Origin of the sequence: Alcanivorax sp. DSM 26293 (genome assembly GCF_900107995.1) — a bacterium.
Taxonomy (GTDB): domain Bacteria; phylum Pseudomonadota; class Gammaproteobacteria; order Pseudomonadales; family Alcanivoracaceae; genus Alcanivorax.
The window spans coordinates 264,264-290,578 of the sequence record NZ_FNUM01000005.1; the positions used below are offsets into that span (position 1 = coordinate 264,264).

Sequence of the window (26,315 nt, forward strand, 5' to 3'; positions counted from 1 at the left end):
TTGTTCCGTGCGGCCCGAAGGGTGAGCGAAGGGAATAACCCCGCTTGAGCCGCGAACCGCGCTTGCGCGGAAATCGGTCGCAGGGAGATCAGGAATGCCAGCGTTCGACAGGTCTATCCAAATCCCCCCCTGATGCCATCTCCCATTCGCCATGCGAGCATGGGCTCCAACGGGGTTGGTGGGTGGCATGGAAGGAATCGCGCCGCCAGCGACGCACCAGCGGCAAGCTGAATACCTTGCCGGAATTCCCGATCTTCGGTTTCGTATTTGGTGTTAAGCAGCCACTTGCTGTTCGCGCTGGTAGTAAATCGCCATGGTAACCAGATCGCAGAGATCGGCGTTGGGGTGGTCCGGGGATTTCGGCCCCAGGTTGGCGGTGACATCTTCCAGCTCGCTGCCATGGGGGTCATTCAGGTCGGCCAGGAACTCCCAGGCGTGGCCCTGATGATCCACCAGGGTGCCGGTGTAGACGCCATCATCAAAACGGCAAACGCTGGAAAATACGGTGCTGGTGAGAGCAAAGCCGCGGGCGGTGATCCAGTCAGTCAGCGCCGGGTCCAGGCTGCCGTCGCGGATTTGTGTGGTGATGCTGGCCACAGCATCCCAGGCATTGCGAGTGCTGGCTTTGTTCGGTTCCATGGCGTCTTCCTCGACCTTGCTTCCGGATCGTCCTTGAATGCGGCTGGCTTATCACACGGCTTGCGACCGGTGGCAGCGTTATGGCGATGACTGCATTGTGCCTGCAATCAAAAGCCGGTACAGCGGCGATTTGCCGCAAAAAGTGTAAGAGATATCGGACAAATGAACATTATTCATTTTTTTGATGTGCGCATTTAGCCGTGTTGTCGGCCTGCGAAAAGGGGCGGCAAGGGGCACTCCATCAAGGCGGCTATGGCGCGCAGCATTTCGGCTTCGCTCACCTGCACTTTGCCGTCCGCCAACACCAGGTCCGCCAGCCCGTCGATCACCGGGCCCTTGAGCAGGGGAGACAGGTCGGCAAGCCGATCCAGCGCCTGTCCCAGTCGTTGACTGCTGCACTGGGACAGAGGCAATAGGGTGCGAGCCTCCGGCAGCAGTCCATGACTGGCCTGTCGGAACAGGGCCCGGGCCTGCTCGTCGCGAGCGCCACTGGCCCAGGTCATCACCGAGAAGGCCAGTTGCAGCTCACCTGCCACTGAGCGGTAGCGATTGAAGCGGGTGTGACGGTTGCGCCTGGCGTGATCGTCGAGTTGCTGTCGAGCCAGGGCGACCAGTGCCCACTCAAACAGGGTGGTGCGCTGGTCGGCCTGGGTCAGGCTTGTCAGCCGCTCCAGAATAGCCTTGCGCTGGGCTGAAGGTTGCCCCTTGAGGGTAGGAAGTGCCAGATCGATGATGGGCAGGCGCAGTCGGCTGCCCAGCTCGGACAGTTGCTGGCGCAAGGGCAGCAGATCAGACAGGTGTTCGCCCAGGCCGGCGCTCTGCAGAAGGCGTTGTGGATCGCTGTCCGAGCTGCTGAGTATCAGCGCATACAGGGCCAGTTCGGCCTGGTGCGGGTTGTGAAGCTTTTTGTGCAGATCGGCAGGAAGGGTCTCCAGCAGGGTGCGGGCATAGCCCAGGTCCGCGTCGCTGACTGTCCCCACCCGCCGGGACGTTGCCGGCTCGGCCACAGTCGGCTCGACGCTGGCACCACTGTCTCCCTGGAATGCTGACACACCTTCCGGTACGGATGCGGTGGATGGCGTGGCGGCCTGGGTCGCCGAACGTGCGCGGCTGCGGGCCCGGGCAACCCAGTCGCTGCCCAGGGCGCCAAGACGGTCATCCAGCGGGGGGTGGGTGGCGAGCAGATTGCGAAAACGAAACCCCAGGGTTTCGCCGAAACACATATGGCTCATGTCTTCGGCGTGTACCGAATCCAGGTGGGAGCCGTCGCCGTTACGGATCTTGATCAACGCACCGGCCAGGCCGGCCGGGTTACGGGTGAACTGTACCGCGGAGGCGTCGGCCAGCAACTCTCGCTGCCGGGAAATGGCGGCCTTGATCAGCCGACCGAAAAACAGGCCCAGATAGCCCACCACTACCAGAGCCAGCGCTACCAGTATCAGGCTGTTGCCCTTGCGGTTGGAGGTGCTGCGACGGGAGGAGCCGCGCAGCATGAATTCGCCGATCTTGCCCACTGCCAGAATGCCCGCAAGCACGGCGATCAGTCGCAGATTCAGGCGCATGTCAGCGTTAAAAATATGACTGAATTCATGGGCGATCACGCCCTGGAGTTCGTCCCGGTCCAGTTTTTTCAAAGTGCCATGGGTGACCACCAGCACGGTTTCCGAGGGGCGGAAGCCGGCCACAAAGGCGTTAATCGCCTCTTCCTTGTCCAGAACATAAAACTGAGGGGCGGGGATGCCGGAGGCGATACTCATTTCCTCCACCACATTGATCAGTTTCTTTTCGTCGCCGTGCCGGGTATCCGGATCAATCGGGCGAGCGCCGAGCATGGCAGCAAGTCCCTTGCCTCCCCGCCGCAATTGCCAGGTCTTGAACAGGCAGCCACACACCATCACCAACAGGGTGAAGAGGGTGATCCAGAGCGTCAGAGGGTGACTAAACCACTGGCTGGGGGGGACCAGTCGTACGTCCATCCACACGAAGGCCAGCAGCAATGCCAGATTGACGCAGAGGACCACCGCCGCTACCGCGAGAATAAAATACAGGACCAGCAGTCCGGTCTTGCGGCGGGCCCGCTCCTGGTGCTGAAAGAAATCCATGGTGGCCGACTCAGAAGGTGACTTTCACCGCCTGACGCGCTTCCTCGGTTTCAATCTTGAGCAGTTGGGCTTCCTTGAAGCTGCCGAACAGGCCGCCGATAAAATTCTGCGGGAACTGTTCGCGGTAGGTGTTGTAGTTCATCACCGCATCATTGAACGCCTGGCGGGCAAAACCGATGCGGTTTTCCGTGCTGCTGAGCTCTTCCATCAATTGGGCCATGGTCTCGTTGGCCTTCAGATCCGGGTAGTTTTCGCTGAGGGCGAAGAAGTTGGCCAGGGAGCCGGAGAGCAGGGATTCGGCCTTGCCCAGATTGCGGACCGCGCCAGCATCGTCAGGATGGTCTGCAGCGGTTTTTTTGGCGTTCACTGCCTGATTACGGGCCTCAATCACCTGGGTCAGGGTATCTTTTTCATGGCTCATGTAGGCCTTGGCGGTTTCCACCAGATTGGGGATCAGGTCATGACGGCGCTGCAGTTGCACATCAATCTGGGCGAAGCCGTTCTTGAAACGGTTCTTGAGTGCAATCAAACGGTTGTAGACGGCGATGATGTAGATGATGACGGCGACGATCACACCGATAAAGATAAGAGTCCCCATGACGACAGCCTTCCCCGTGCAGTTTTATTGTGGCTATAAACTACTGCAAAAGTGTTAATGGGGAAAGGCGGCACTAGTAGGCGCCTGTAGGAACGGAGCGTAGCGGAGTAACGCACGCAGTTCCGTGCGGCCCGAAGGGTGAGCGTAGCCAGTACACCTCTTGAGGTGCGAATCCGAGCCCTGGCGAAGGAGTAGCGGTGATCCTTGCTTCAATGCTTTATCAATAAAATGCTTTTGGCGCTAACCTCTAACGCATCCCTCGCTATCGCTCGGTTCGCACCTCGAGAGGGCTCCTACAGTGGTTTCGTAGAGAGGCTGTCAGTATTTGATCCCCCACTTGCGATACAGAAATCCCATGATCCAGGCCGGACCAATCATCAGGTACTGGATATCCTCGAAGAAGGACGGTTTCTTGCCTTCCACTTTGTGGCCCCAGAACTGGCCGATCCAGGCGACCACGAACAGAACCAGGGAAACCCAGAAGACGCTGGCACCGCTGGCGGCAATCAGGGAGAGAACGAACAGGCAGGCCAGACTGAAAATCAGCATTCCCAGGGCAATGGGGCGGGAAAGACGTGCGTAATAGAGGGTGACGCCAACCAGGGTGAGAAAGGCCCAGAAGCCGGCGAAGAAGGGTGCAGGCAGTGCCCACAGGAACCCCACTATGCTGAAGAAGATCACCGGGACACAGATAAAGTGTACTTTCTTGTTCGTTGGGTTCTGGTGGCTCTCGCCGTAGGCGTCCAGCCACTCATCCATGCTGCGGGTAGTCATGATTTACTCCCTCGGTGTGTTTGCCGTTATCAGGAGTATCGCACCCAAAATGCAGCTCGGAAAGTTCGGCTGCGAGCGACGAGAAGCGAGTTGCGAAAGGCCAGGTCGGGCCTGGGGCTTGCTTTTCGCGACTCGAAACTCGTATCGGGAAATGTCTTGCTTACGCGCCAAGCCACCCGGCCACAGCCTGCGGCGTCACCGGCAGATAGTGATCCACCAGCAGCGCGGTGAACAGCGCGAACAGATAGGTAATGGAATAACCGAAGGTTTTCATCGGCAGCTTGGGGTCGGTGGAGAACCGCAGTCGCACCGCGTGGTAGAGAAACACCAGCCCGAGAATCAGGGCGCTGAGCAGGTAGATCAGGCCGCTCATACCGGTGAGATAGGGCAGCAGGGTGCAGATAAACAGCAGGATGGTGTAGTAGAGCACCGATTCCCGGGTAAAGGGGATGCCGTGGGTCACCGGCAGCATGGGGATATCTGCCTTGGCGTATTCGTCCCGGCGGTGAATGGCCAGGGCCCAGAAATGCGGTGGCGTCCAGACGAAGATGATCAGCACCAGCAGCCAGGCGTAGGGATGCACTTCCCCGGTGACCGCCACCCAGCCCAGTAGTGGGGGAATCGCCCCGGCAATACCGCCGATAACGATATTCTGAGGGGTGGCACGCTTCAGATAGAGGGTATAGACGAAGGCGTAGCCGACGAAGCCGAACAGGGTTAGCCAGGCGGTGATCGGATTGACCAGAAAATACAGCATGACCATGGATGCGGCCGCCAGCAGCACCGCGAAGGCAATGGCGGCTTTTGGGCTCAGCTTGCCGGCCACCAGCGGGCGTTTTTCGGTGCGTTTCATTATCGCATCGATTTTCTGGTCCATGATCTGGTTGATGGCCGCGGACGACATCATGGCCAGGGTCAGTCCCAGGAACGCCGGAATGAAGATCTCCATGGGCACCATGCCGGCTGGCTCGGTGGCCAGAAACATGCCGGCCACGGCGGTCACCATCAGCAGCATGACAACCCCGGGCTTGGTCAGGGCCAGATAGTCGCGCCAGGTGGCAGGTTGGCTCATGGTCACGCTCCTTGCGCTTTGGACGATGTTGACGCAGATGGTTTGCGCAGGCCGCATTTCACGTTGATGGCACGGATAAACAGCACCAGGCTGGCAAGCAGCAATACGGCCACGAAGTTATGGGCCACGGCCACATCCAGGGGAACGGCAAACATCACATTACTCAGCCCCAGGCCGATTTGCACCACCAGCAGGCCAAGGATCACCAGGGCAAAATTGCGGAAAAAGACGCTGCGGGCCCGCAGCAAGATTTTACCCACCAGTGCCAGCACCAGCAGGGTCACCAGCAAGGCGCCGAAGCGATGCATCACATGAATCGTGGTGCGGGCGTCGTTATCCAGCACGCCAAATTCGTAGTCCGGTTTGTCATGCTCGTGCCCCCAGAAAATAAAGGCCTCCTCGAAGTCCAGACGGTCCTGCCAGCCTTCTTCGCACACCGGCAGTTCGGTACAGGCGACCGCCGCATAGTTGCTGGCGGTCCAGCCGCCCAGCGCAATCTGCAGGATCACGGCTACCAGGGTGATCGAGGCAAGCGGTTTCAGCATGCGCACGTCGCAATCATTGAGGAAGCTGGGCCACCGGTAAAGCCGCGCCGTCAGCAGTACCAACAACGTGAATGTGGTGAATCCCCCCAGCAAGTGCAGCATCACGATGGTGGGTTGCAGCCCCATGGTGACGGTCCATTTGCCGAGAATCCCCTGGAAGATCACCAGAGCCAGCAGGAACAGGGGCAGTTTGACCGGTTGTTTCTCTTTTTTGCGATTGAGCAATGAGAGTGCGGCGATGATGAGAATTACCAGGCCCAGCTTGGAGGCAAAATAGCGGTGGACCATCTCCGGTACGGTTTTGTGCGCTTCGCGAAGGCTGCCCGGCATGGCGCTGTTGGTCGTGTTGACATGATCGATGGCTTTTCGAACATCCAGGTGTCCATAGCAACCGGGCCAGTCCGGACAACCCAGGCCGGCATCCGACAGACGTGTCCAAGCACCAAGGATAATGACGACTGACACCATAAGCACAGCCAGTACGCAAAAACGGCGCAGCCAGATTTGTGAGCGAGTAAGCGCTTGCATAGTTAGCGTTCCGTTAACCGATCAGAGACCCTTTCAGGGTGCGTTTGAGATCGACGCGGATGTTTTCCGCCTCTTCCAGGGTGGCATCCATGTTTTCGTGCGTGGGATAACGCATGAAGATCTGGCCGTCCGGGCTGACCAGGAAAATATCGCCAATCGGTTCACCGGTGGTCGTGTCGTAAACCGGTGCCAGGGCGGTATTCACGGTTTGCGGATCGGCATGAATGGAGACCATGCCGTCCACGTTATTGTTGAGGAAGTCGTTCAGGGCTTCGCTGGGCGGGGCCGTATGCAGGATTACGCGGCGCACCCTGTCCACATCGGCACCCAGGGTCAGGCGTACCTGGCGAATCTGGTAGTAGAGACCATTCTTGCAGCGGGTGTCACAGTCGCTGCCTGCCACATACAGGATGGTCCACAGGCCGGCCATGTCGTCGCCGTTATAGTTTTCACCCTCTTCATCGACGGCATTCAGGGTGGCCATGTCGATATGGGGAATCAGCAGTTGGCCCTTGTTTTCCCTTGGCAGTTCCCAGGGGTCTATCAGAAAGCGACCCGCCAGAAAAAACAGGATAAAAGGGGCAACGATTGCCACCAGAGTGGCAATGTTCTTGATCCGTGGAGACATTAGGTGTCCTCTCGGGTTCTGCGCCGGTTGCGCACGGCGGCGGCAACATATATCAGCAGTGCGGCCAATGCCAGTGCAAACCACTGCAGCGCATACGCCTTGTGTTTGTCCGGGCCCATGGGGGCGATGTCCTGCCAGGGGCGAGGCAAGGGCGCCTGGCCGCCCAGAGCCAGATCCGGGCGCACCCGGATTTCGAAGGGCGCCAATTCTACCCCAAGTTTTTCGCCAATGGCGTCAAAATCCACTTTCTGTACACGCAAAGGCCACTGATTGTCGGGCAATGGGGCATTCTGCAGGACAAATGTCTCCCGGGAGGGGCGATACACCGTGCCCTCCACCGTAATTGTCCCGCTGATGGCGGCTATCTCCGGCAACTGCTCCCGGCTGGCGCCGCGAGGCAGCCAGCCCCGGTTGATCAACACCCAATGATTCTCCGGGGTCTGCAGGGGGGTAAGAAGATAGTAACCGGCGATTCCATCACGGATGCGGTTGTCCAGCAGCACGTTGTGGGTGTTATCCAGTCTGCCGGAGAGCGCGGCTTGTCTGTGAAGGGGGGCAGGATCAGCCAGCAGGGCGGGCAGGCTTGCTGCCGGTTGGCGAGCCTTTTCTTCCTGTGTCGCCAGCCACAGACGTTTTTCCTCGGCCCGTTCCAGCTGCCACCAGCTCAGCCGCAGGCAGATGGCTACCACCGCAAGGGTAGCCAGAAAGGCGATCCAGGACAGAACCGGACGCCGGCTCTCGGTGTTTGACATGATCTTTGCTCTCGCGATTGCAGCATCCATGATGAATGGGCTGCAGCGGATAGTGCGTGCACTGGCCGGGGCGGCCATTACAATGGCGGCACAGTATAGTAAAGCCCGCTTGCCGCCAAGCGCGTGTCAAGACCGAGGGCCATCGAGACGGAGTGTATGTATGTGGTGGGTGAAACTGATAGTCATCGTGCTGTTGATTGCGGCGGTGGTTTCCCTGGGGCGGGCGCTGTTCTCCCTGGTCAAGGATGATGGCAGGTCCGGCAAGACCATGCGTGCCCTGGCCTGGCGGGTAGGGTTTTCGGCGGTGATCTTCCTGTTCATCCTGCTGAGCATGATGATGGGCTGGATTCAGCCTCACGATGTGAATCCCACCAAACGTTACGGTCAGCCCATCGAGCAGAGCGCCCCGGCCCAGTAACGCTCCCTGCTTGTAGTAAGAAGAAGCGGCTTGTAAAAGTCAGGTAAAAACGGGCCGGGTCCCCGAACTTCTCCTGAGTGCCGGCCTCTCACCTGACGAGCCCGCCGGGTGCGGGCACAGTGTGGTGAAGGGCCAGGAAATGGATGGCCAGGGAGCAGGATGCACTTCACCCCATCCTCGAATTGTCTGGAGGCTGCGTTATGGAATGGATAACCCGAGTGATGGTGGTTCTGTTCGTGCGGTTGCTGGCCCGGGCCGAGCAGGTGACGCTCAATACCGGCGACCCGCTGCGCGATTCGGCGAAACCCCGGGTTTGAACCCGATCACATTTTTTTCCGGTGGGTGGAACCTTTTTCCCCGCCGGTGGACCAATCAGGTAAGCAAGATACGTTTTCTCCTCTTGTAACATCAGGCAACCCTCGGGGCGTTCAGTAAGACTGGCGCCCTTCTTTTTTGTCTGATGTCCGGCGAGAAGGGTTACTTCTTGGGTGCCGGCCCCGGCGGCATGGGAAAAGCGGTGATATTGTTGCCGCTGGACTCGATGATCTTGCCGACGCCTTCCTTTTCCACCTCATCGATACGGATCACCGCGTGCAGGGGAATAAAGGAACGCATCACATCGTTGAATTCCCGTTTCAGCTTTTCCTCCCCCGGGTCCACTACCAGGCTGGCCCGCTCTCCGAACAGAAAGTCTTCCACCTCGACAAAGCCGTAAAGGTCGCTTTGGTATATCTGTGAGGCATAGATCTCGTACACATGACCTTGATTGTGGAATATCACCCGATAGATTTGACGTCGTTTTGACATGGATGTGGTACAAGCTGTGTGTGGTAAAGGGGAGCGGAGTCTAGCACGATGAGGGAGGGCTCGTATCTGCCTGAAAGGCTTGATAAACCCTACCTTTCGGCTGGACTTTGGCCATCCGAATGACTAGAGTTGGCGCCCATATATGCAGTGGGGCAATTTGCCGCACCTGTGGCTATCCGGCGAAATTGATCATGCTGATTTCTAGCTGTTTGATTTTATTGGATTTTGCCACCCGTATGATCCCTATTGGTGGCCGCCCCCTTGGTCGCTGAGGTCTGCGGGTCAAGGCGTTGGCTGCGGCTCCACCGCATCATCCTGAAACTTCGCTTTCCAGGTGCCGGTGACGGCAAAGAACAAGCGTGCCCTACGAGGCCATGCTGGGGAAAACAGGGAGCAAACGCATGCAGTCAACTCTGTTCCACCGCGCGGCGGCGGGTCTGACGTCACTGATGATCAGTGGTATGACCTTCGCCAGCGACTGGACCGAACGTTCCGACCTCGACCTGCGACCGGGGGTGACCCAGGTCAGTCAGGATATTCAAGATCTTCACACCACCGTGCTCTGGATTGTGACCGTTATTGGTCTGCTGGTGTTTGGCCTGATCGTGTATTCCATGATCCGCCATCGCCGCGCCAAGAACCCCAATCCGGCCACCTTCCATGAGAATGTCTTTCTGGAAGTCCTCTGGACCGTGATTCCCTTCGTGATTCTGATCGCCATGGCGGTGCCTGCCACCCGGGTTCTGGTGCAGATCGACGACAGCGCAGAATCGGAACTGACGGTGAAGGTGACCGGCTACCGCTGGAAGTGGAGCTACGAGTACCTGACCTACGAAGACGACAACGACATTGGTGTGTCTTTCTTCTCCAACCTGGCGACTCCCCCGGAGCAGTACAACAACCCGGTGCTGTCCGGTGGTCTGTTCCCCTATGGCACCGCCAAAGAGCTGGTCGGCAAGGAAGCTCCCGAGAAAGATCACAACTACCAGCTGGAAGTGGATAACAAGCTGGTCATTCCGTCCGGCCAGAAAGTTCGCTTCCTGGTAACCTCCGACGACGTGATCCACTCTTTCTGGATCCCCGATTTCGGTGGCAAGAAAGACGCTATTCCCGGTTTCGTCAATGAAATGTGGGCCAAGGTTCCGGAAGGCAAGGAAGGCACTTACTACGGTCAGTGCGCCGAGCTTTGCGGCAAGAACCACGCTTTCATGCCGATCGCAGTGGAAGTGGTCAGCCAGGACGAATTCAAGACCTGGATTGCCGAAGAGAAAGAGAAAGCCGCCTCCGGCCCTGACCTGACCCCGTTCAGCGGTCTGGATCAGGCCATGGAAGAAGGCAAGCAGGTCTATGCCAGCGCCTGTGCACTGTGCCACGGCGCCAATGGTGAAGGTGGTATCGGTCTGCCGTTTGCGGGTACCGATTTCTCCACCAAGCCGGAGTACCTGAACGAACACATCGATGTGCTGGTTAATGGCCGTGCTGCCATGCCTGCATTCAAGGCTCAGCTGACTCCGCGCCAGATTGCCGCGGTAGTGACCTACGAGCGTAACGCATTCGGCAACGACACCGGCGACCTGATCCAGCCCGCCGACGTTAACGACCACGAATAAGGGAGGGGATAGCAATGTCTACTGCAGCTGCAACCCATGATGATCACCACGATCATCACCACGCCCCGACCGGCCTGAAACGTTGGCTGTTCAGCACCAACCACAAAGATATCGGTACTCTGTACCTGTGGTTCAGCTTCGCCATGTTCCTCGCTGGCGGCTTCATGGCCATGGTGATCCGTGCCGAGCTCCTCGAGCCCGGCATGCAGTTTGTCGATCCGGAATTCTTCAACCAGATGACCACCGTACACGGCCTGGTCATGGTGTTTGGTGCGGTAATGCCCGCCACGGTTGGCCTGGCCAACTGGATGATTCCCTTGATGATTGGTGCGCCGGATATGGCGCTGCCGCGGATGAATAACTGGTCCTTCTGGATCCTGCCTTTCGCCTTCGCGATCCTGATCGGTTCCGTGATCATGAGTGCCTTCGGTGATGGCAACCCCAGTGCGCCGAACTTCGGTTGGACTTTCTACGCTCCGCTGTCCACCAAATATGGCCCGGACTCCACGGACCTGTTCATCCTGTCCGTCCACATGATGGGTATCTCTTCCATCATGGGTGCCATCAACGTGGTCGTTACCGTCTTCAACATGCGTGCCCCCGGCATGACCCTGATGAAGATGCCGCTGTTCGTCTGGACCTGGTTGATCACCGCCTTCCTGCTGATCGCGGTTATCCCGGTACTGGCCGGTGCAGTCACCATGATGCTGACTGACCGTCACTTCGGCACCAGCTTCTTTGATGCCGCCGGTGGTGGTGATCCGGTCCTGTTCCAGCACATCTTCTGGTTCTTCGGGCACCCCGAGGTGTACATCATGATCCTGCCGAGCTTCGGTATCGTGTCAGCGATCATCCCGGCCTTTGCCCGCAAGCCGCTGTTCGGTTACGCCTCCATGGTGTATGCGACCGCGTCCATTGCGCTGCTGTCCTTCGTGGTCTGGGCCCACCATATGTTCACCGTGGGCATGCCGCTGGCCGGCACCCTGTTCTTCATGTACATGACCATGCTGATCTCCGTTCCCACCGGTGTGAAGGTGTTCAACTGGGTGGCCACCATGTGGCGCGGCTCCATGAGCTTCGAGCTGCCGATGAAGTGGGCCATCGCCTTTGTGGTGCTGTTTACCTGTGGCGGTCTGTCCGGCCTGATGCTGGCGATCACTCCGGTGGACTTCCAGTACCATGACACCTACTTCGTGGTGGCGCATTTCCACTATGTACTGGTGACCGGTGCGATCTTCTCCATCTTCGCTGCTGCCTACTACTGGCTGCCGAAGTGGTCCGGCGTGATGCCCAACAAGACCCTGGGTGAGCTGCACTTCTGGAACTCCCTGATTTCCGCCAACCTGCTGTTCTTCCCCATGCACTTCGTGGGTCTGGCCGGCATGCCGCGTCGTTACGCTGACTACGCGCTGCAGTTTGCGGACTACAACTTCTGGATTTCCATTGGTGGCTTCTGGTTCGGTCTGTCCCAGCTGCTGTTCCTTGCGGTCGCCGTGCTGTGCGCCATGAAGAAAGGCGAGAAAGCCCCGGCCAAGCCGTGGGATGGGGCCGAGGGTCTGGAATGGGAAGTGCCGTCTCCGGCGCCGTTCCACACCTACGACACCCCGCCGGTGGTCAAGTAAGTCCCGGATAACGGACAGGAGCGGGCACCATGAGTGAAAAACAGCTCAGCGTGGAAGAACGCAACCAGCGTACGCTGAAGAAGCTGTTGATCTGGGCGGTAGCCATGTTCGGCTTCGCCTTTCTCATGGTGCCGTTCTATAACGTTATTTGTGACATCACCGGTCTCAACGGCAAAACATCCAGTACGGCAGCCACCGATGTTCCCGAACAGGTGGTGGCTGACCGTACCGTGACCGTGGAATTCATTACCCAGAAAGGCGATGGTCTCACAGGAGAATTCACCTCCGAGACCAAGCGGGTCAAGGTACATCCGGGGGAAATCACCCTGGTGCATTTTTACGCCAGCAACCCGACATCAAAGGACATGATTACCCAGAGCATCCCTTCCGTGTCACCGGGGGAAGCTGCGCGCTACCTGCACAAGACCCAGTGTTTCTGCTTTGATCAGCAGACCCTGGCGGCTGGAGAGCGCAAGGACATGCCGATGATTTTCTATCTGGACCCGGAAATTCCCGGTCACATTAATCAATTCACTCTGTCCTATACGATCTTCGATGTGACAGAGCGGGTCGCCGGTAAAAATAACAGCGTGGCTGTGAACTGATAACAGCCGGTTGTAGAGGAGATTTTCGAATGGCTACTGAAAAGTATTACGTTCCCGAGAGCAGCCCGTGGCCGCTGACCGCGTCCATCGGCCTGTTCATGACCGCCATTGGCGGTGCCAAGTTCATTCAGCAGAGCACCATGGATACCATGGAGCCGAACTTCTTCGGCAAGCCGCTGTTCTTCATTGGTCTGGCCTGGTTGCTGCTGGTGATTGCCGCCTGGTGGCGCGACACCATCAAGGAATCCGTGGGCGGTCTGCACAGCAACCAGCTGGGCGGGTCCTATCGCCAGGGCATGCTGTGGTTCATCTTTTCCGAGGTGATGTTCTTTGCCGCCTTCTTTGGCGCCATGTTCTACACCCGCTGGTTGATCATTCCGTGGCTGTCCGGTGAAGGCTCCAACGCCATGACCCACGAACTGCTGTGGCCGGGTTTCCAGGCCATGTGGCCGCTGACTGTGACCCCGGACGGTACCACCACCACGCCCATGGGGGCCTGGGGTCTGCCGGCCATCAACACCGCCATCCTGCTGGTCAGCTCCATTACCCTGACCATTGCCCACCACGCTCTGCTGGAAAACCAGCGTGGCAAGCTGATCATCTTCCAGGCCATCACTGTGGTACTGGGTGTCATCTTCCTGGGTCTGCAGGGCCTGGAATATGTGCACGCCTATGACATGGGTCTGACGCTGGATGCAGGCATCTACGGCAGCCTGTTCTTCCTGCTCACCGGCTTCCACGGTGCCCACGTGACCATCGGGACCATCTTCCTGTTTATCACTCTGATCCGTGTTATCAAGGGTCACTTCAGCCCGGATAACTGCTTTGCCTGGGAAGCGGGTGCCTGGTACTGGCACTTTGTGGACGTGGTCTGGCTGTTCCTGTTCGTGACCGTTTACTGGTTGTAAGCAGGCGGCAGCACGCTTCACGCTGCAGGCAACACCAAAAAAGCCGCGCTCCGAGAGGAGCGCGGCTTTTTTTGTTTTGATCTGCATGGTGTGAGCAACGCCCCGGCGAAGGGCCGTTATCGAGGCGCCATTGTGAATGGCGTTGGAAAGAGAGTAGAGATGACCGCGTTGGAGCCTTGCTTGCAAGGCGAAAGGCTATCCTTTTTCACAAAGCCAGCCAAGACTCGCCTTGCAAGCAAGGCTCCAACAGAAAGGGAAGATCAGTCTGAGAGTACGCGGCTCAGCCACTGCCCGATATCGCGGATCTGTTCCAGGCAGACCATGTGCTCCATGGGATAGGTCAGGTATTCCGGCGCGAAGCCCATAGTGGTCAAGGTGTCTGCGGCGCGACGACCCAGCACTTCCGGGACCATCGGGTCCTGGCTGCCGTGGCAGATCATGACGGGCAGGGACGCATTGGCAGCAGACGGTGTGACCGGCATGGCCATATAGGTGGACAGGGTCAGCAGCCCGGCCAGCTTCTGCGGGTAGCGCAATGCAGCCTGGTAGGCAACGGCACCGCCCTGGGAGAAACCGGCGATGACGATCCGATGGGCGGGAATGCCGCGCTGGATTTCCCGTTCGATCAGAGCGTCTACGGCATCGGCGGACGCCAACACGCCGGCCTCGTCCACCTTGCGGTCGATATCCATGGCCAGAATGTCGTACCAGGCGGGCATTACCATGCCGCCGTTAACGGTGACGGGAATGTCCGGCGCATGGGGAAAGACAAAGCGTACCGGCAATCCAGCGGGCAACTGCAACTCCGGCACGATGGGCTCGAAATCGTGGCCACTGGCCCCAAGGCCATGCAGCCAGATCACGGTAGCCGTGGCGTCGCCGGCCGGCTCGATTTCCACACACTTCAACAGTTCGCTCATGCTTTGTCCTTTGGGGTTTGTGCAGATGGGAAGGCAGTGGCGAGTGACGAGTTGCGAGGAGCGAAAGGCAAACCCCGGCAGCCATCAAGGTTTTCGCTACTCGTCCCTCGCAACTCGCTCCTCGTTTTTTAGGCCCCGCCGGCCACAATCACGCGCACGGCTTCCAGCTGACAGCGGGCTTCGCCGAGTACTTTTTCCAGCGCCTCAGTCTGGGCTTCCAGCGCCTGGATCTCCTCATCGCGCACCGCCGGGTTCTTGGCTTGCAGGGCTTTCAGACGGGCCAGTTCATGGGCCTGTTCCCGGCGCATTTTTTCCAGGGCATCGTCGATGGTGCCGCGGGCCTCTTCGACGGCGCGGGCTTCATCGGCCTTGAGCAGTTTGTCCAGCAGCGGTTTCTGGCTGCCGACAATCTTGCGGCTCAGTGGCTTGTCCATCTTGTGGCATTGCTGGCTCAGGCCCTCGTGGCTGATCGCCTGGCTGATGTTCTTGCCGTTGGCATCCAGCAAGTGGCGAATCACCGTGGTGGGCAGGAAGCGGTCCGCCTGCAGGTATTTGGGGGCCACCGCATCGATGGTGTAGATGGCCTCGATCAGCAGGGTGCCGGCATTGATCTTGGGGTTTTTGAGCAGACTCACGGCAGCCTTGCCACGGTGTTCGGTAAGCAGCATGTCCAGGCTGCCGGTGACCATGGGATGCTCCCAGGTAAGGAACTGCATGTCATCCCGGGCCAGGGCGGTGGCTCGGTTGTCGGTCATGGTTACGCCTTCCTCCGGCAGCCCCGGGAAGGCATCGCGCATATGCGGGCCGGGTTTGAGGATCACGGCGGTGTCGGAATGATCTTCCTGATCCACACCGTAGCGATCGAAGACCCGCTGCATGAAGGGCAGGGGGCTGTCGTTATCGGAGTCGGCGAGGGCCTGTTTCAGTTGTTCGGCCCGATCGTTGTCGAAGGAACTCAGCTCCAGCAACCGGTCGCGGCCGGTTTCCATCAGGGTATGCAGTTCATCGGCAATGGTGCGGGTCTCCGACACCAGGGCATCAATGGCGGTGTATTCCGGGTCGCCACACAGCAGCGGTTCCAGGGCATCGCGGCTACGCAGGTAGATGTCGTGGCCGGCCGGGTTGGTGTGCTCGAAGGCATTCATGCCTTCGTGGTACCAGCGGAACAGCACTTCCTGGGCGTGGGCCTCAAAGTAGGGCACATGGATCTGGATGTCTTCAGTCTGGCCGATACGGTCCAGCCGGCCGATGCGCTGTTCCAGCAGGTCCGGATTCAGCGGCAGGTCCAGCAGCACCAGATGGTGGGCAAACTGGAAGTTCCGGCCTTCGGAGCCGATCTCGGAACAGATCAGCGCCTGGGCACCATCCACATCATCGGCGAAGAAGGCGGCAGCCCGGTCCCGCTCGATCAGGTCCATGTCCTCATGGAACATGGCCACGTTCATGCCCAGCTTGTAGTTGCAGTGGGCATGCAGATCGGTGGCGGTATGGCGGTTGGCACAGATCACCAGCACCTTGTCTTTGCGGTGTTCCTTGAAGAACTTTTCCAGCCAACTGACCCGAGGGTCCAGGGTGCACCAGCGGTCGTCGTGGAACAGGGTTTCCGGGTGCAGATGGCCTTCCCGTTCCTCGTCGCTGTCGTACTGGTATTCCTCCGGCAGCGGTAACGGAATGCCGTGCACGTGGCGGGTCGGGAAGCCGGCAATGTTATGACGGGTGTTGCGGAACATGACCCGGCCGGGGCCCGAGCGGTCCAGCAGTTCGGCCAGAATTGCCTCACGCTGGTCTTCACTGATGGTCATGTCCGGCAGCAGGCGGGCTGCCTCGGCCTTCAGGTCAGCGGACCAGCTGTCCTCGTCATGGAGCTTGCCGGCCAGGCTGGCGATTTCCTGGTAGTGGGTCTGTTCCTCGCGGAAGGCCTCCAGGCTGGGGTAGCGATCCGGGTCCAGCAGGCGCAGCCGCGCATAGTGGCTTTCCAGGCCGAGTTGTTCCGGGGTGGCGGTGAGCAGTAGCAGGCCATGGGCCTGGCGGGCAATGGTCTCTACCCGCTGGTAATCGTCGCTGGGGGCGTCTGGCGCCCATTCCAGGTGGTGGGCTTCGTCCACCACCAGCAGGTCCCAGTCGGCAGCCGCCAGCTGGTCGATATCGCACTCGGCGAGAAAATCAGTGCTGCACAGGATCAGCTGTTCACTGAGAAAGGGGTTGTCCCAGGTCTGCTCTACGGCCTCGTCGGTGTCATCGCCCCCGTCGTTTTCTGCGGCGGCTTTTTCCTCTTCGATAATCTGCGCCAGCATATCCTTGATGCTGGTTTGCGGCTGCAGCGCGTTAAGCCGCTCCGCATCGAAAATGGAAAAGTGCAGATTGAAACGACGCACCATTTCCACAAACCACTGGTGCACCAGCGGTGAAGGCACCACCACCAGTACCCGCTTGGCACGGCCGCTGAGCAATTGCTGATGGAGAATCAGACCGGCTTCGATGGTCTTGCCCAGGCCCACTTCATCGGCGAGCAGTACCCGGGGAGCGAAGCGGTTGGCCACCTGGTCAGCAATGTAGAGCTGATGGCCGATCAGGTCGATGCGCGGGCCACGCAGGCCCTTGATGGTGGACTGCTGTTGTTGGCAGTGAGCGTTCAGCGCATCCACCCGCAGTTCGAACCAGCGGTTGGAGGACAGCTGGTTGGACAGCAGACGATCCAAGGCGGTAGTCAGGCGCAGTTTGTGGCCCAGGTGGGTTTCCGGCACCGGCTGCACGTCTTCTGGCTGGCCCAGTGGGTGGGCCATGTAGACCTTGAGCCCGTTGAGTTCGTTGACCTCGGTCACCACCAGCTCCAGCTCGTCGGCGGTGCGGATGGTATCGCCGGTGCTGAAGATGACCCGCGACAGGGGCGCGTTGTTGATGGCGTAGGTACGCTCCTCTTCTACCGCCGGGTAGCCCACGGTGACCAGTCGGTAATCCAATTCCTTGATGATGCCGAGGCCCAGTTCGGTTTCGGATTCGCTCAGCCAGCGCTGGCCGGGGGTAAAATCAGTCATTATCACTGCCGGTTGATTCTCGGGGGGCGAATTATACGGGTTTGCGCCTGCCCCTTCGATGGGGTTATTGAATCTGCTTGCGAAACCAGCGTCGGGTGGCGTCATCGGCGGGGAAAAAGTGCTCGATACACAGCTCTTCCATCACCACATCCAGAGCGGTGCCGAAACTGGCCAGGGTGGAGAAACTGCGCAGGCGTTGCCCGGCCAGGTGGATATCCAGAGCCAGCATGGGCTCGTTGCGGTCGCTCGGCGGGTCCCGGTGGAGCAGGGTCTCCACATCCGCTAGTGCTCCGAGGCGTTCCAGCAGGCGGGTCAGCGCCGGGGTCGGACGGGCTTGCTGGTCCCGATGCAGGCGCCGTAACAGAACGCTTGCCACTTCTTCCCAGTTGGCCAGAAAAGGCCGGTAACCCTGGGGGTGAAACACCAGCTCCACCACATTGGTGGTCTGCGGGAAGGGGCCACGCTCCTGCATCATCATGGCCATCAGCTGTTGCTGTGCCTGATTGGCCATCAACACGTTCCACTGGGCATCCAGCACCACGGCAGGGAAAGGATTGTGATTGACCAGCATGACCTCCAGCGCCTGGCGCACCGGTGCCATGGACTCGCTGTCCAGATCGGTTTCACTGAAGGCCGGGGCATAACCGGCGGACAGCAGCAGCCGATTGGTGTCCCGGCAGCTCAACTCCAGCTCCATGGCCAGACGTTTGAGCATCTGCGAGCTGGCCTGGCTACGGCCGGTCTCGATAAAACTCAGATGTCGACTGGAAACGTCCGCACGCAGAGCCAGATCCAGTTGGCTCAGGCGCCGTGTCTTGCGCAGTTCAGCGAGTATCTGTCCGGTCTGCATGGGCTCTCCTGGAGCGGGGTTGTCCGAGTGCCGGGTAAGCATGCAAGAGCGTGGCAGGCTTCACCATTACCTCTGAGGTAATTGTTCCTCTTCCCTGATCAGGGAAATCTGAATGTACCACTTAATCAAATCGGAGGTGCATCATGCCTTGGACGTCTCTTAAATCTGCTCTGCTGTTCAATGCCCTGTGTTCTACCATTTTGGGAGTGATTCTGCTGTTTTACCCCAGTGCCGTGGCGGCGCTGATGGGTGAGTTCAATCCGCTGATCCTGATGGTACTTGGCGCTGGGCTGCTGCTGTTTGCCGCCGATGTGGCCTGGGCGGCTACCCGCAAGCCGATTTCTCAGCTCCTGGCCAAAATGATCACTACAGCGGATGCTGCCTGGGTGGTGGCCACCCCGGTGGCCATGATCGTGGCCGCTCCCTGGCTGTCCTTTTGGGGCCAGATCCTGCTGCTGGATGTGGCGTTACTGGTGGCGTTTTGTGCGCTATGCCAGCGGCGGGGCCTGCAACGTCAACAACTGGCCTGAGCGAGTGCCGGGGCCTGGCAGGGGCTCCGGTTTCTTTATCAAGGAAATGACATCTCTCGCCATGGGCTGCTGACGCGTTGAACGGGAAATTACGCTATCCTCGGTGGATCGTTATCAAGATGTGCTGTGGTCATGGGCGATATTCTGCCGTTCAAGAAACCGGAAAAGAAAACCCCGCGCAAAGGCATGTGTCAGCATGGCTTTCATAAATGGGTGGTGTGCAAGGACAAGCAGTTCGATGTGAAGCAGGGAAAGCTGGTGACGGTGTATCGCTGCGAGCGCTGCGGCAAACAGAAAGTGAAGGCCCACTAGCTGCGTGTTGAAGAGCCAGTTTCACGCTGAACATGCAACGGGCACTTCGACAGCCTGCAAGGACATTTCATGCTGAAGATGAAAACACAGTGCGAGACCTGCCAGCGTCTCTTGTCGGCCCAGGCAGAAGCCTATATCTGCTCCTACGAATGCACCTACTGCGTGGACTGTTGCACCGTCCATGCGAGCCGTTGCCCCAATTGTCAGGGGGAGCTGGTGCGTCGCCCCCGCCGTCAGGAGGCCAGCAATGAGAGCGGCTGAATCCGTCTCCCTGCCTGCCGGTGCCGGTTATAGGCTTCCCTTGCAGTGGTTTGCCGCCGAGGCTGCTGCTGCCACGGTGGTGGTGATGCCGGCGTTGGGGATGGGGGCACGGTTCTATCAGCCCCTGGCTTTGGCGATGCAGGACAAGGGCATTAATGTGGCTCTGCTGGAACAGCGCGGCCACGGCGACAGTCCATGGCGTGCATCGCGCCGTTGTGACTGGGGGTTTCGAGAGACCCTGATCAATGAAATCCCCGCCGCCCTGGAATGGCTGACGGCCACCGCGCCGCATCAACCAGTTTATCTGATGGGCCACTCCCTGGGCGGGCACTATGCCGCCATGGCGGCAGGGCTCTATCCTCAACAGGTGAATGGGGTGATTCTGGCTGCCTGCGGCAGTCCCTGGGTGGGAGGCTTCACCGGTGACACTGCACGGAAGTTAAAATGGCTCTGCAGACTGATTCCGCCGGCCTGTGCGTTGCTCGGCTATTACCCCGGAAAGCAGTTGGGTTTTGGGGGCCGTGAGGCCCGGACGCTGATGACTGACTGGCTGGCCGTGGCAAAAACCAACCGCTATCAGGCCAGTGGTCTGAGCCAGGACCTGGACAGTGGCATCGCCGCCTATACCGGTCCGCTGCTTTGCCTGCGCATGCAGGATGATGCCTATGCGCCCCGGGAATCGGTTCACGCGGTCAGCGACAAATTCATTCAGGCCGAGGTGGAACATCGTGTCCTCAATGCCCAAGTATTGGGTGACAAGGCGGACCACTTCCGCTGGGCGCGCAAACCTGAAGCGGTCACGCAGACCATAGCGACCTGGTTGGATAATCTCTGAAAAAGCGCAAAGGCCTGGCTGGAGGGTCCCCTCTCCCTTGAGGGGAGAGGGACAGGGAGAGGGTGAGAGGCACCAAGGCTGGCCCATCGCTCCAGCCTTGTTCCTGTCGGTTCAGTCCAGCACCATGATCGCCTGGCCGGCATTGATCTGCTGACCTTCCTGGCGGTTGATGGCAACCACCTTGCCGCTTTCCGGGGCGCTGATCTCGATTTCCATTTTCATGGATTCCAGTACGGCTACCACGTCGCCTTCGTTCACGGCGTCCCCTTCGCTCACGTTCAGTTTCCAGATGTTGCCGGCCACCGGGGACTCCACCGGGGTGCCGGCCACCTCTTCGGTGACGTTGTCTGCATCCAGATCCTGTGCGGACTGGAAGTGGATCTGGCCGCTCTCCACCCAGCGTTGCAGTTCTTCATCAAAGGCCCGGTTACGTGCTTCGGTGAATTGGGTAATGTCCTGCTGGTTGTCATCCAGAAAACGCTGATACTCGCTCAACTTGAAGGTGGTTTCTTCCACCTTGATGGGATAGTCCCCTTTGGGGAAATCCCGGCGGATCTGGTTGAGCTCTTCGTGGCTGACTTCATAGAAGCGAATCTGGTCGAAGAAGCGCAGCAGCCAGGGTTTGTCGAAGGCCCCGGTTTTTCGGTAACGGTTCCACATCTGCAGGGTGCGGCCCACGAACTGGTACCCCCCGGGACCTTCCATGCCGTACACGCACAGGTAGGCGCCGCCAATGCCCACGGAGTTTTCCGCGGTCCAGGTGCGGGCCGGGTTGTACTTGGTGGTGACCAGCCGGTGACGCGGATCGTAGGGCGTGGCCACCGGCGCACCCAGATACACATCGCCCAGCCCCATGACCACATAGCTGGCGCTGAACAGGATCTCTTTTACCTCATCGATGCTGTCCAGGCCGTTGATGCGGCGGATGAATTCCAGGTTGGAGGGGCACCAGGGGGCATCCTTGCGCACTGACTGCATGTATTTCTCGATGGCCTGGTGGCAGGCCTGGTCATCCCAGCTCAGCGGGATATGTACGATCCGGGAGGGCACCTCCAGATCATCCTGTTGTTGCAGGGCCCGTTCGGCTTCTGCCAGCGTTTTCAGCAGGGTGTGACGGGGCAAGCGTTGCGGATCGAAATGCACCTGCAAGGAACGGATGCCCGGGGTCAGCTCAATCACGCCGTTGAGATTCTGTTCTTCCAGCCACAACATCAACGCATCCGCCCGGAAGCGTAAACGCAAGTCCAGCACCAGCGGGCCGTATTCCACCAGCAGGTAGCGATCACCGGCGGCGCGGTAGATCACATCCACGCCCACTTCCTGCTCTGACAATGTATTGAGGATCGGCGAGGTGATGGGCGCACTTTCTACCTGTTTTTTCGGCTCACTGAGTGAAGACAGGCAGGCGTCCTGTTCAGCCGCCAGGGCGTCCGCATCTCCCAGGCTGATGGACTGGAAGCGCAGGGTGTCGCCGGCCTTCAGCTGACCCAGCTTCCAGCGGTCGGCCATGACCACCGTGGCGGGGCAGACAAAGCCACCCAGTGACGGTCCGTCCGGGCCCAGGATCACCGGCATGTCACCGGTGAAATCCACCGTGCCCACGGCGTAGGCGTTGTCATGAATATTGGACGGGTGCATGCCCGCTTCACCACCGTCACTGCGCGCCCATTCGGGTTTTGGGCCCACCAGACGAATACCGGTGCGGCTGGAGTTGTAGTGCACCTGCCAGTCGGTGGCGAAGAACATGGCCATGTCGTCGTCGGTGAAAAAATCCGGCGCGCCATGGGGGCCGTAGATCACTCGCAGGGTCCACTGTTTGCCCAGCCTGGGTTTGAGACTTTCCGGGATCGTCACCTTGCTGGCGGCGCCGCTATCTTCAGAAAAGTGCAGCACATCCCCGGTGCGCAGGGCACGACCGCCGTGGCCGCCAAACTGGCCCAGGGTAAAGGTGCTGCGTGAGTCCAGGTACGGAGTGCACTGGATGCCACCGGCGATGGACAGATAGGCCCGGGCGCCTTCGCCGCTGACCTTGCCCAGTTTCAGTACCTGGCCAGGTTTTACGGCAAAGGCCTGGTAAGTTTTCAGCGACATGCCATCCAGGGTGGCCTGCATGTCCGCACCGGTGAGGGCAATACGGGTGGCCTGATTGAATTTCAGGGTCGGGCCGTTAAGGGTGAATTCCAGTCCGGCGGCATTCTCATCATTGCCCAGCAGACGATTACCGAGACGGAAGCTGAGGCTGTCGAAGGGGCCGGACGGTGGCACGCCCACCGGCCAGTAGCCGCTGCGACCCGGGTAGTCCTGCACCGTGGTCATGGTGCCGCCGGCCAGTACATCCAGGGTAAAGGGGGCGTAGCTGAAAGCATTCAGGTAGCGGGTGGTCATGCGGCCTTCTGCGAACACCGGGTCGGCGAGGATGGCGCGGACATAGTCCCGGTTGGTTTCGATGCCTTCCAGGGTGATGCTGTCCAGCGTGTCGCTGAGTGCGGCCAGGGCGCTGTCACGATCCCCTTCGTGGATGATCACCTTGGCCAGCATGGGATCGAACAGGGGAGAGACGTTGAGGCCGGCTTCCACCCAGTGATCGATACGCAGTGCATTGCCATCCGCCTGCGGAAACTCCACGGCAGTGAGCAGGCCGGCGCTGGGCTGGAAATCCTTGTTGGGATCTTCCGCATACACCCGTGCCTGAATCGAGTGGCCGTCAGGATGAAAGGGGCCGAGGGAATCCAGTGGTGGCAGATCACCGGCGGCCAGCTTGACCATCCACTCCACCAGATCCACGCCGAAGACCTGTTCGGTGACACCGTGTTCCACCTGCAGGCGGGTGTTCACTTCCAGAAAATAAAACGCGTTGGAACCCTGGTCGAGAATGAATTCCACGGTGCCGGCATTGCGGTACTGCACCGCTTCCATCAGGGCCCGGGCGGTGTCCTGCAGTTCGCTGCGGACTTCATCCGGCAGATTGGGCGCGGGGGTTTCTTCCAGCACTTTCTGATGGCGGCGCTGGGCGGAACAGTCTCGCTCGCCCAGGGTGATGGCCCGGCCCATGCCATCGCCGAACACTTGCACTTCGATATGGCGGGCGCGGGCGATGTATTTTTCGATAAAGACGCCGTCATTGGAAAAGTTGTTGGCACTGAGGCGGCGCACGCTGTCCCAGGCCTTGTCGAGACTGTCCGCGCTTTCGCAGATCTGCATACCGATACCGCCACCGCCGGCGGTGCTTTTCAACATCACCGGATAGCCAATCTCTTCAGCCGCTTTCAGGGCCGCATTCTTGTCGATAAGCAAGTCGGTGCCGGGCAACAGGGGTACGCCGGTTTTTTGTGCCAGTGTCCGGGCGGTGTGTTTGAGACCAAAGGTATCCATCTGCTCCGGCGTGGGGCCGATAAAGGCAATGCCACGGGCCTCACAACCTTTCACAAAATCCGGGTTTTCACTGAGGAAACCATAGCCGGGGTGGACGGCATCCACGCCGTGCTGTTCCATCAGCGCAAACAGTTTGTCCTGGTTCAGGTAGGTCTCGCGAGCGCTTCCCTCGCCAAGACAGTAAGCCTCATCGGCCTGGCTCACATGCAGGGAATCCCGATCCGCTTCGGCAAAGACGGCAACGGCTTTCACGCCTAGGGTCTTGAGGGTGCGGGTGACACGGGTGGCGATGGCGCCGCGATTGGCAATCAGAACCTTGTTGAACATGGCATTGTCTCTTCGACAGGCGACGGGTCGTCCCGTCGATTCACACCTTGGCCGCCGAGGTCGTCCCCGGGGAAATTGATCGGTACTCAGTCGTTCCAGATCAGGACTTCAATGGGTGTCGGGTTATAGCCGTTGCAGGGGTTGTTCAGCTGCGGGCAGTTGGAAATCAGGATCACCGTATCCATACGGGCGATCAGTTCCACATACTTGCCCGGTGCAGAAATGCCGTCTTCAAAGGTGAGTCCTCCGTCGGCAGTCACCGGCACATTCATGAAGAAATTGATGTTGTGGGTGATGTCCTGCTTGGCCAGATGGAATTCCGGGTGTTCGTTCACGGCCAGCATCCAGCTGTCGCGACAGGCATGCATGCAGCGCTTTTCCAGGTCGTAGCGGACAGTGTTGCTTTCCGTGGCACAGGCGCCGCCCAGGGTGTCATGACGACCGCAGGTGTCGGCGACAATCTCCAACAGCGGATTCATGCGGTTGCTCATTAGTGTAGTGCCGGCGGTGAGGTACACATTGCCCTGTTCACGGATGGTGTCCATGGCGCTATATCGCTCGGCGGGATCCTCGGCGCTGTAGAACAGGGTGTCGGCGGCCTGGTTACCTTCCAGGTCCAGCAGACGCACGGTCTGACCCTTCTTGATGGTGCGGATAAAATAATCACCGGCAGCCACCACTTCACGGAAGCAGGCCTGTTCCGGTTGTCGTGTGCTTTCCTTGATCATGGTCAGCTCCTTATAAACCCAGATGATAGAGGCGGTTGTTTTCAAAGGCGCGACCGTTTTCCGGACGGAAGTTCTTGCAATAGTCATCGTCAGCAACCGGATCGGCTTTCCGCATCTCAATCTGTACCGGTTTCATCGGGTATTCCTCTGACGGATTCAGCGGATGTGGACAGGTGTGGAGAATCACCAGGGTGTCCATCTCAAAGCGAAGAGTGATGCTGGCGCCGGGCGTTGCCGCAGATGCATCGAACACCAGGTTGCCGTCGTCATCGGTGGTCACTCTGGAGAACAGGTTCAGGTTGGCGGCCATGTCCCGTTCGGTGAGGCCGTATTTGGCCAGCTCGGTAAGAAAGCTGTGCTCGCCGCTCAGCGTCCACTGGTTGTGGCAATCCTGGTAGGAGCGCACCGCATATTTTTCCTTCAGGGTTTTCTCGCTGAGGGTGCCGCATACGGTGTCATGCCAACCAAAATCGTCTTCCACGATAGAGGCGAACACCCGGCCCATGTCCGAGTACAGGCAGTGGCCTTTACTCAGCTTGAAGGTGTGCTGGCCCTTGAGACTGTCCGGGGCGTTATAGCGTTCCAGCAGCATTTCCGGGTTGTACATCAGCACCGACAGGTTGGCGCCGCCTTCCTTGTCGGTAAAACGCAGCTGCATGCCGCGTCGTACCCGCAGCGACCAGTGGGCGCTGCCAGGCAGGAGGGTGGTGTAAAGGCTTTCGTTCATGGCGAAGTCCTAGTTGTCACAGGATGTTGTTAAGAACGCGGCTGGTCTCGCCCACGTTCTGGTTGATATTGCTCAGGGTGCCGCTGGCGCAGTCCCCTACCGGCAGGTCATAGGTAACCTTGGCGCCATAGGCATTCGGTGCCTGCGGGTCCAGCCGGGGCTTGTCAAACACCCACAGGCGAGTGCCAAGGTAGAACCCCTCGGTGATATCGTGGGTGATCATGAATACGGTCAGGTTCTGCTCTTTCCACAGGCTCAGCACCAGTTTGTGCATGTCCGCCCGAATACCCGGATCCAGGGCACCGAAGGGTTCATCCAGTAGAAGGATACGGGGACGTTTGATCAGTGCCTGGGCCAGCGCCAGGCGTTGCTGCATGCCGCCGGACAATTCATGGGGATACTTATCGGCAGCGTGATCCAGCCCCACGGATTCCAGCATTTGCAGTGCGGCCTGGCGGAGCTGTTTGCGTTTCTTGCCCATGCTGATGCCCAGCCAGCGGCTGGCTTGCAGTTCGCCACCCAGCATCACGTTTTCCAGTGCGGTCAGGTGGTTGAGCACCGAGTAGCGCTGAAACACGATGCCGCGGCTTTCATCCGGCTCGCTGGGCAGGGGCTTTCCATCCAGCAACAGCTCACCGCGGCTGGGCGCCTCGGTGCCCAGCAGCATTTTCAGGAAGGTGGTCTTGCCGCACCCGGAGGCGCCGACAACGGTGACGAATTCGCCTTCCCGCACAGTGGCATTGAGCCGTTCCAGCACCACCTGATCGCCATACTCCTTCCACAGGTTTTTCATTTCGATAATGGCCATGG

Annotated in this window: 25 protein-coding genes; 9 read left to right on the plus strand and 16 right to left on the minus strand. The window is 59.4% G+C overall.

All coding sequences use genetic code 11. The features are described 5' to 3' along the window. Positions 1 to 273 precede the first annotated feature (273 nt). The 8 genes from C4S63_RS11170 to C4S63_RS11205 form a co-directional block, all read right to left on the minus strand. The gene (locus C4S63_RS11170) at positions 274 to 639 is read right to left on the minus strand and encodes a hypothetical protein (RefSeq protein WP_103917596.1); all 366 of its coding nucleotides are present in this window, start codon (positions 637 to 639) and stop codon (positions 274 to 276) included. 194 nt (positions 640 to 833) lie between these two features. Continuing rightward, the gene (locus C4S63_RS11175; RefSeq protein ID WP_103917597.1) at positions 834 to 2,741 is read right to left on the minus strand and encodes a M48 family metallopeptidase; all 1,908 of its coding nucleotides are present in this window, start codon (positions 2,739 to 2,741) and stop codon (positions 834 to 836) included. Between the two features lie 10 nt (positions 2,742 to 2,751). Beyond that, a complete protein-coding gene (locus C4S63_RS11180; RefSeq protein ID WP_062817435.1) occupies positions 2,752 to 3,339 on the minus strand; it encodes a LemA family protein in 588 nt (195 codons plus the stop codon). Between the two features lie 318 nt (positions 3,340 to 3,657). Continuing rightward, positions 3,658 to 4,113, minus strand: a complete 456-nt coding sequence (locus C4S63_RS11185) for a DUF962 domain-containing protein (RefSeq protein WP_062817434.1) — start codon at positions 4,111 to 4,113, stop codon at positions 3,658 to 3,660. A gap of 160 nt (positions 4,114 to 4,273) precedes the next feature. After that, a complete protein-coding gene (gene cyoE / locus C4S63_RS11190) occupies positions 4,274 to 5,185 on the minus strand; it encodes a heme o synthase (RefSeq protein WP_063508476.1) in 912 nt (303 codons plus the stop codon). A gap of 2 nt (positions 5,186 to 5,187) precedes the next feature. Beyond that, entirely contained in the window at positions 5,188 to 6,258 is a 1,071-nt protein-coding gene (locus tag C4S63_RS11195) for a heme A synthase (protein WP_062817432.1), read from the minus strand. Positions 6,259 to 6,271: 13 nt separating this feature from the next. Then, entirely contained in the window at positions 6,272 to 6,886 is a 615-nt protein-coding gene (locus C4S63_RS11200; RefSeq protein ID WP_062817431.1) for a hypothetical protein, read from the minus strand. Next, a complete protein-coding gene (locus C4S63_RS11205; RefSeq protein WP_103917599.1) occupies positions 6,886 to 7,638 on the minus strand; it encodes an SURF1 family protein in 753 nt (250 codons plus the stop codon). Before C4S63_RS11205 ends, C4S63_RS11200 begins: the two co-directional genes overlap by 1 nt. A 160-nt stretch (positions 7,639 to 7,798) precedes the next feature. Between C4S63_RS11205 and C4S63_RS11210 the strand changes: the two genes are divergently transcribed. Beyond that, the gene (locus tag C4S63_RS11210; RefSeq protein ID WP_063508474.1) at positions 7,799 to 8,056 is read left to right on the plus strand and encodes a twin transmembrane helix small protein; all 258 of its coding nucleotides are present in this window, start codon (positions 7,799 to 7,801) and stop codon (positions 8,054 to 8,056) included. A gap of 477 nt (positions 8,057 to 8,533) precedes the next feature. Here the strand turns inward: C4S63_RS11210 and C4S63_RS11215 are convergent, their stop codons facing one another. Beyond that, positions 8,534 to 8,863 carry a DUF1820 family protein gene (locus C4S63_RS11215; protein ID WP_062817428.1) on the minus strand — a complete coding sequence of 110 codons (330 nt, stop codon included), beginning with the start codon at positions 8,861 to 8,863 and terminating at the stop codon, positions 8,534 to 8,536. Between the two features lie 401 nt (positions 8,864 to 9,264). Between C4S63_RS11215 and coxB the strand changes: the two genes are divergently transcribed. From coxB to C4S63_RS11235, 4 genes are read left to right on the plus strand one after another with little or no spacing between them, the layout of a single operon-like run. Next, complete coding sequence (gene coxB / locus C4S63_RS11220; protein ID WP_062817427.1) at positions 9,265 to 10,473, plus strand: cytochrome c oxidase subunit II; 1,209 nt, start codon at positions 9,265 to 9,267, stop codon at positions 10,471 to 10,473. Positions 10,474 to 10,487: 14 nt separating this feature from the next. Further along, positions 10,488 to 12,095, plus strand: a complete 1,608-nt coding sequence (ctaD, locus tag C4S63_RS11225; protein WP_062817426.1) for a cytochrome c oxidase subunit I — start codon at positions 10,488 to 10,490, stop codon at positions 12,093 to 12,095. A 29-nt stretch (positions 12,096 to 12,124) separates the two neighbouring features. After that, positions 12,125 to 12,700: a cytochrome c oxidase assembly protein gene (locus C4S63_RS11230; protein WP_062817425.1), complete on the plus strand. Its 576-nt coding sequence runs from the start codon at positions 12,125 to 12,127 to the stop codon at positions 12,698 to 12,700. Positions 12,701 to 12,729: 29 nt separating this feature from the next. Next, complete coding sequence (locus C4S63_RS11235) at positions 12,730 to 13,608, plus strand: cytochrome c oxidase subunit 3 (protein WP_062817424.1); 879 nt, start codon at positions 12,730 to 12,732, stop codon at positions 13,606 to 13,608. 260 nt (positions 13,609 to 13,868) lie between these two features. Here C4S63_RS11235 and C4S63_RS11240 read toward each other — a convergent pair whose 3' ends face one another. The 3 genes from C4S63_RS11240 to C4S63_RS11250 all read right to left on the minus strand — a co-directional run bounded on the left by C4S63_RS11240 (position 13,869) and on the right by C4S63_RS11250 (position 18,413). Next, positions 13,869 to 14,528, minus strand: coding sequence for an alpha/beta hydrolase (locus C4S63_RS11240; RefSeq protein ID WP_063508473.1), 660 nt, complete (start codon positions 14,526 to 14,528; stop codon positions 13,869 to 13,871). A gap of 128 nt (positions 14,529 to 14,656) precedes the next feature. Further along, on the minus strand, positions 14,657 to 17,563 hold the full coding sequence (gene rapA, locus C4S63_RS11245; protein ID WP_103917600.1) for an RNA polymerase-associated protein RapA: 2,907 nt from the start codon (positions 17,561 to 17,563) through the stop codon (positions 14,657 to 14,659). 64 nt (positions 17,564 to 17,627) lie between these two features. Continuing rightward, the gene (locus C4S63_RS11250) at positions 17,628 to 18,413 is read right to left on the minus strand and encodes a helix-turn-helix domain-containing protein (RefSeq protein ID WP_103917601.1); all 786 of its coding nucleotides are present in this window, start codon (positions 18,411 to 18,413) and stop codon (positions 17,628 to 17,630) included. Between the two features lie 143 nt (positions 18,414 to 18,556). Between C4S63_RS11250 and C4S63_RS11255 the strand changes: the two genes are divergently transcribed. From C4S63_RS11255 to C4S63_RS11270, 4 genes are all read left to right on the plus strand, one after another. Beyond that, entirely contained in the window at positions 18,557 to 18,943 is a 387-nt protein-coding gene (locus C4S63_RS11255; protein WP_103917602.1) for a hypothetical protein, read from the plus strand. 132 nt (positions 18,944 to 19,075) lie between these two features. Continuing rightward, entirely contained in the window at positions 19,076 to 19,255 is a 180-nt protein-coding gene (locus C4S63_RS11260) for a hypothetical protein (RefSeq protein ID WP_063508469.1), read from the plus strand. 69 nt (positions 19,256 to 19,324) lie between these two features. After that, entirely contained in the window at positions 19,325 to 19,516 is a 192-nt protein-coding gene (locus C4S63_RS11265) for a DUF1272 domain-containing protein (RefSeq protein WP_063508468.1), read from the plus strand. Continuing rightward, positions 19,503 to 20,351, plus strand: coding sequence for an alpha/beta fold hydrolase (locus tag C4S63_RS11270; protein ID WP_160052760.1), 849 nt, complete (start codon positions 19,503 to 19,505; stop codon positions 20,349 to 20,351). Before C4S63_RS11265 ends, C4S63_RS11270 begins: the two co-directional genes overlap by 14 nt. Before the next feature lie 111 nt (positions 20,352 to 20,462). On the opposite strand, the gene uca is transcribed toward C4S63_RS11270, so the two are convergent. From uca to C4S63_RS11290, 4 genes are all read right to left on the minus strand, one after another. Then, entirely contained in the window at positions 20,463 to 24,050 is a 3,588-nt protein-coding gene (gene uca, locus C4S63_RS11275) for an urea carboxylase (RefSeq protein WP_103917604.1), read from the minus strand. 86 nt (positions 24,051 to 24,136) lie between these two features. Further along, positions 24,137 to 24,778, minus strand: a complete 642-nt coding sequence (locus C4S63_RS11280; protein ID WP_103917605.1) for an urea amidolyase associated protein UAAP2 — start codon at positions 24,776 to 24,778, stop codon at positions 24,137 to 24,139. Positions 24,779 to 24,788: 10 nt separating this feature from the next. After that, on the minus strand, positions 24,789 to 25,505 hold the full coding sequence (locus tag C4S63_RS11285) for an urea amidolyase associated protein UAAP1 (protein ID WP_103917606.1): 717 nt from the start codon (positions 25,503 to 25,505) through the stop codon (positions 24,789 to 24,791). 16 nt (positions 25,506 to 25,521) lie between these two features. Further along, positions 25,522 to 26,313 carry an ABC transporter ATP-binding protein gene (locus C4S63_RS11290; RefSeq protein WP_103917607.1) on the minus strand — a complete coding sequence of 264 codons (792 nt, stop codon included), beginning with the start codon at positions 26,311 to 26,313 and terminating at the stop codon, positions 25,522 to 25,524. Between the last annotated feature and the right edge of the window lie 2 nt (positions 26,314 to 26,315).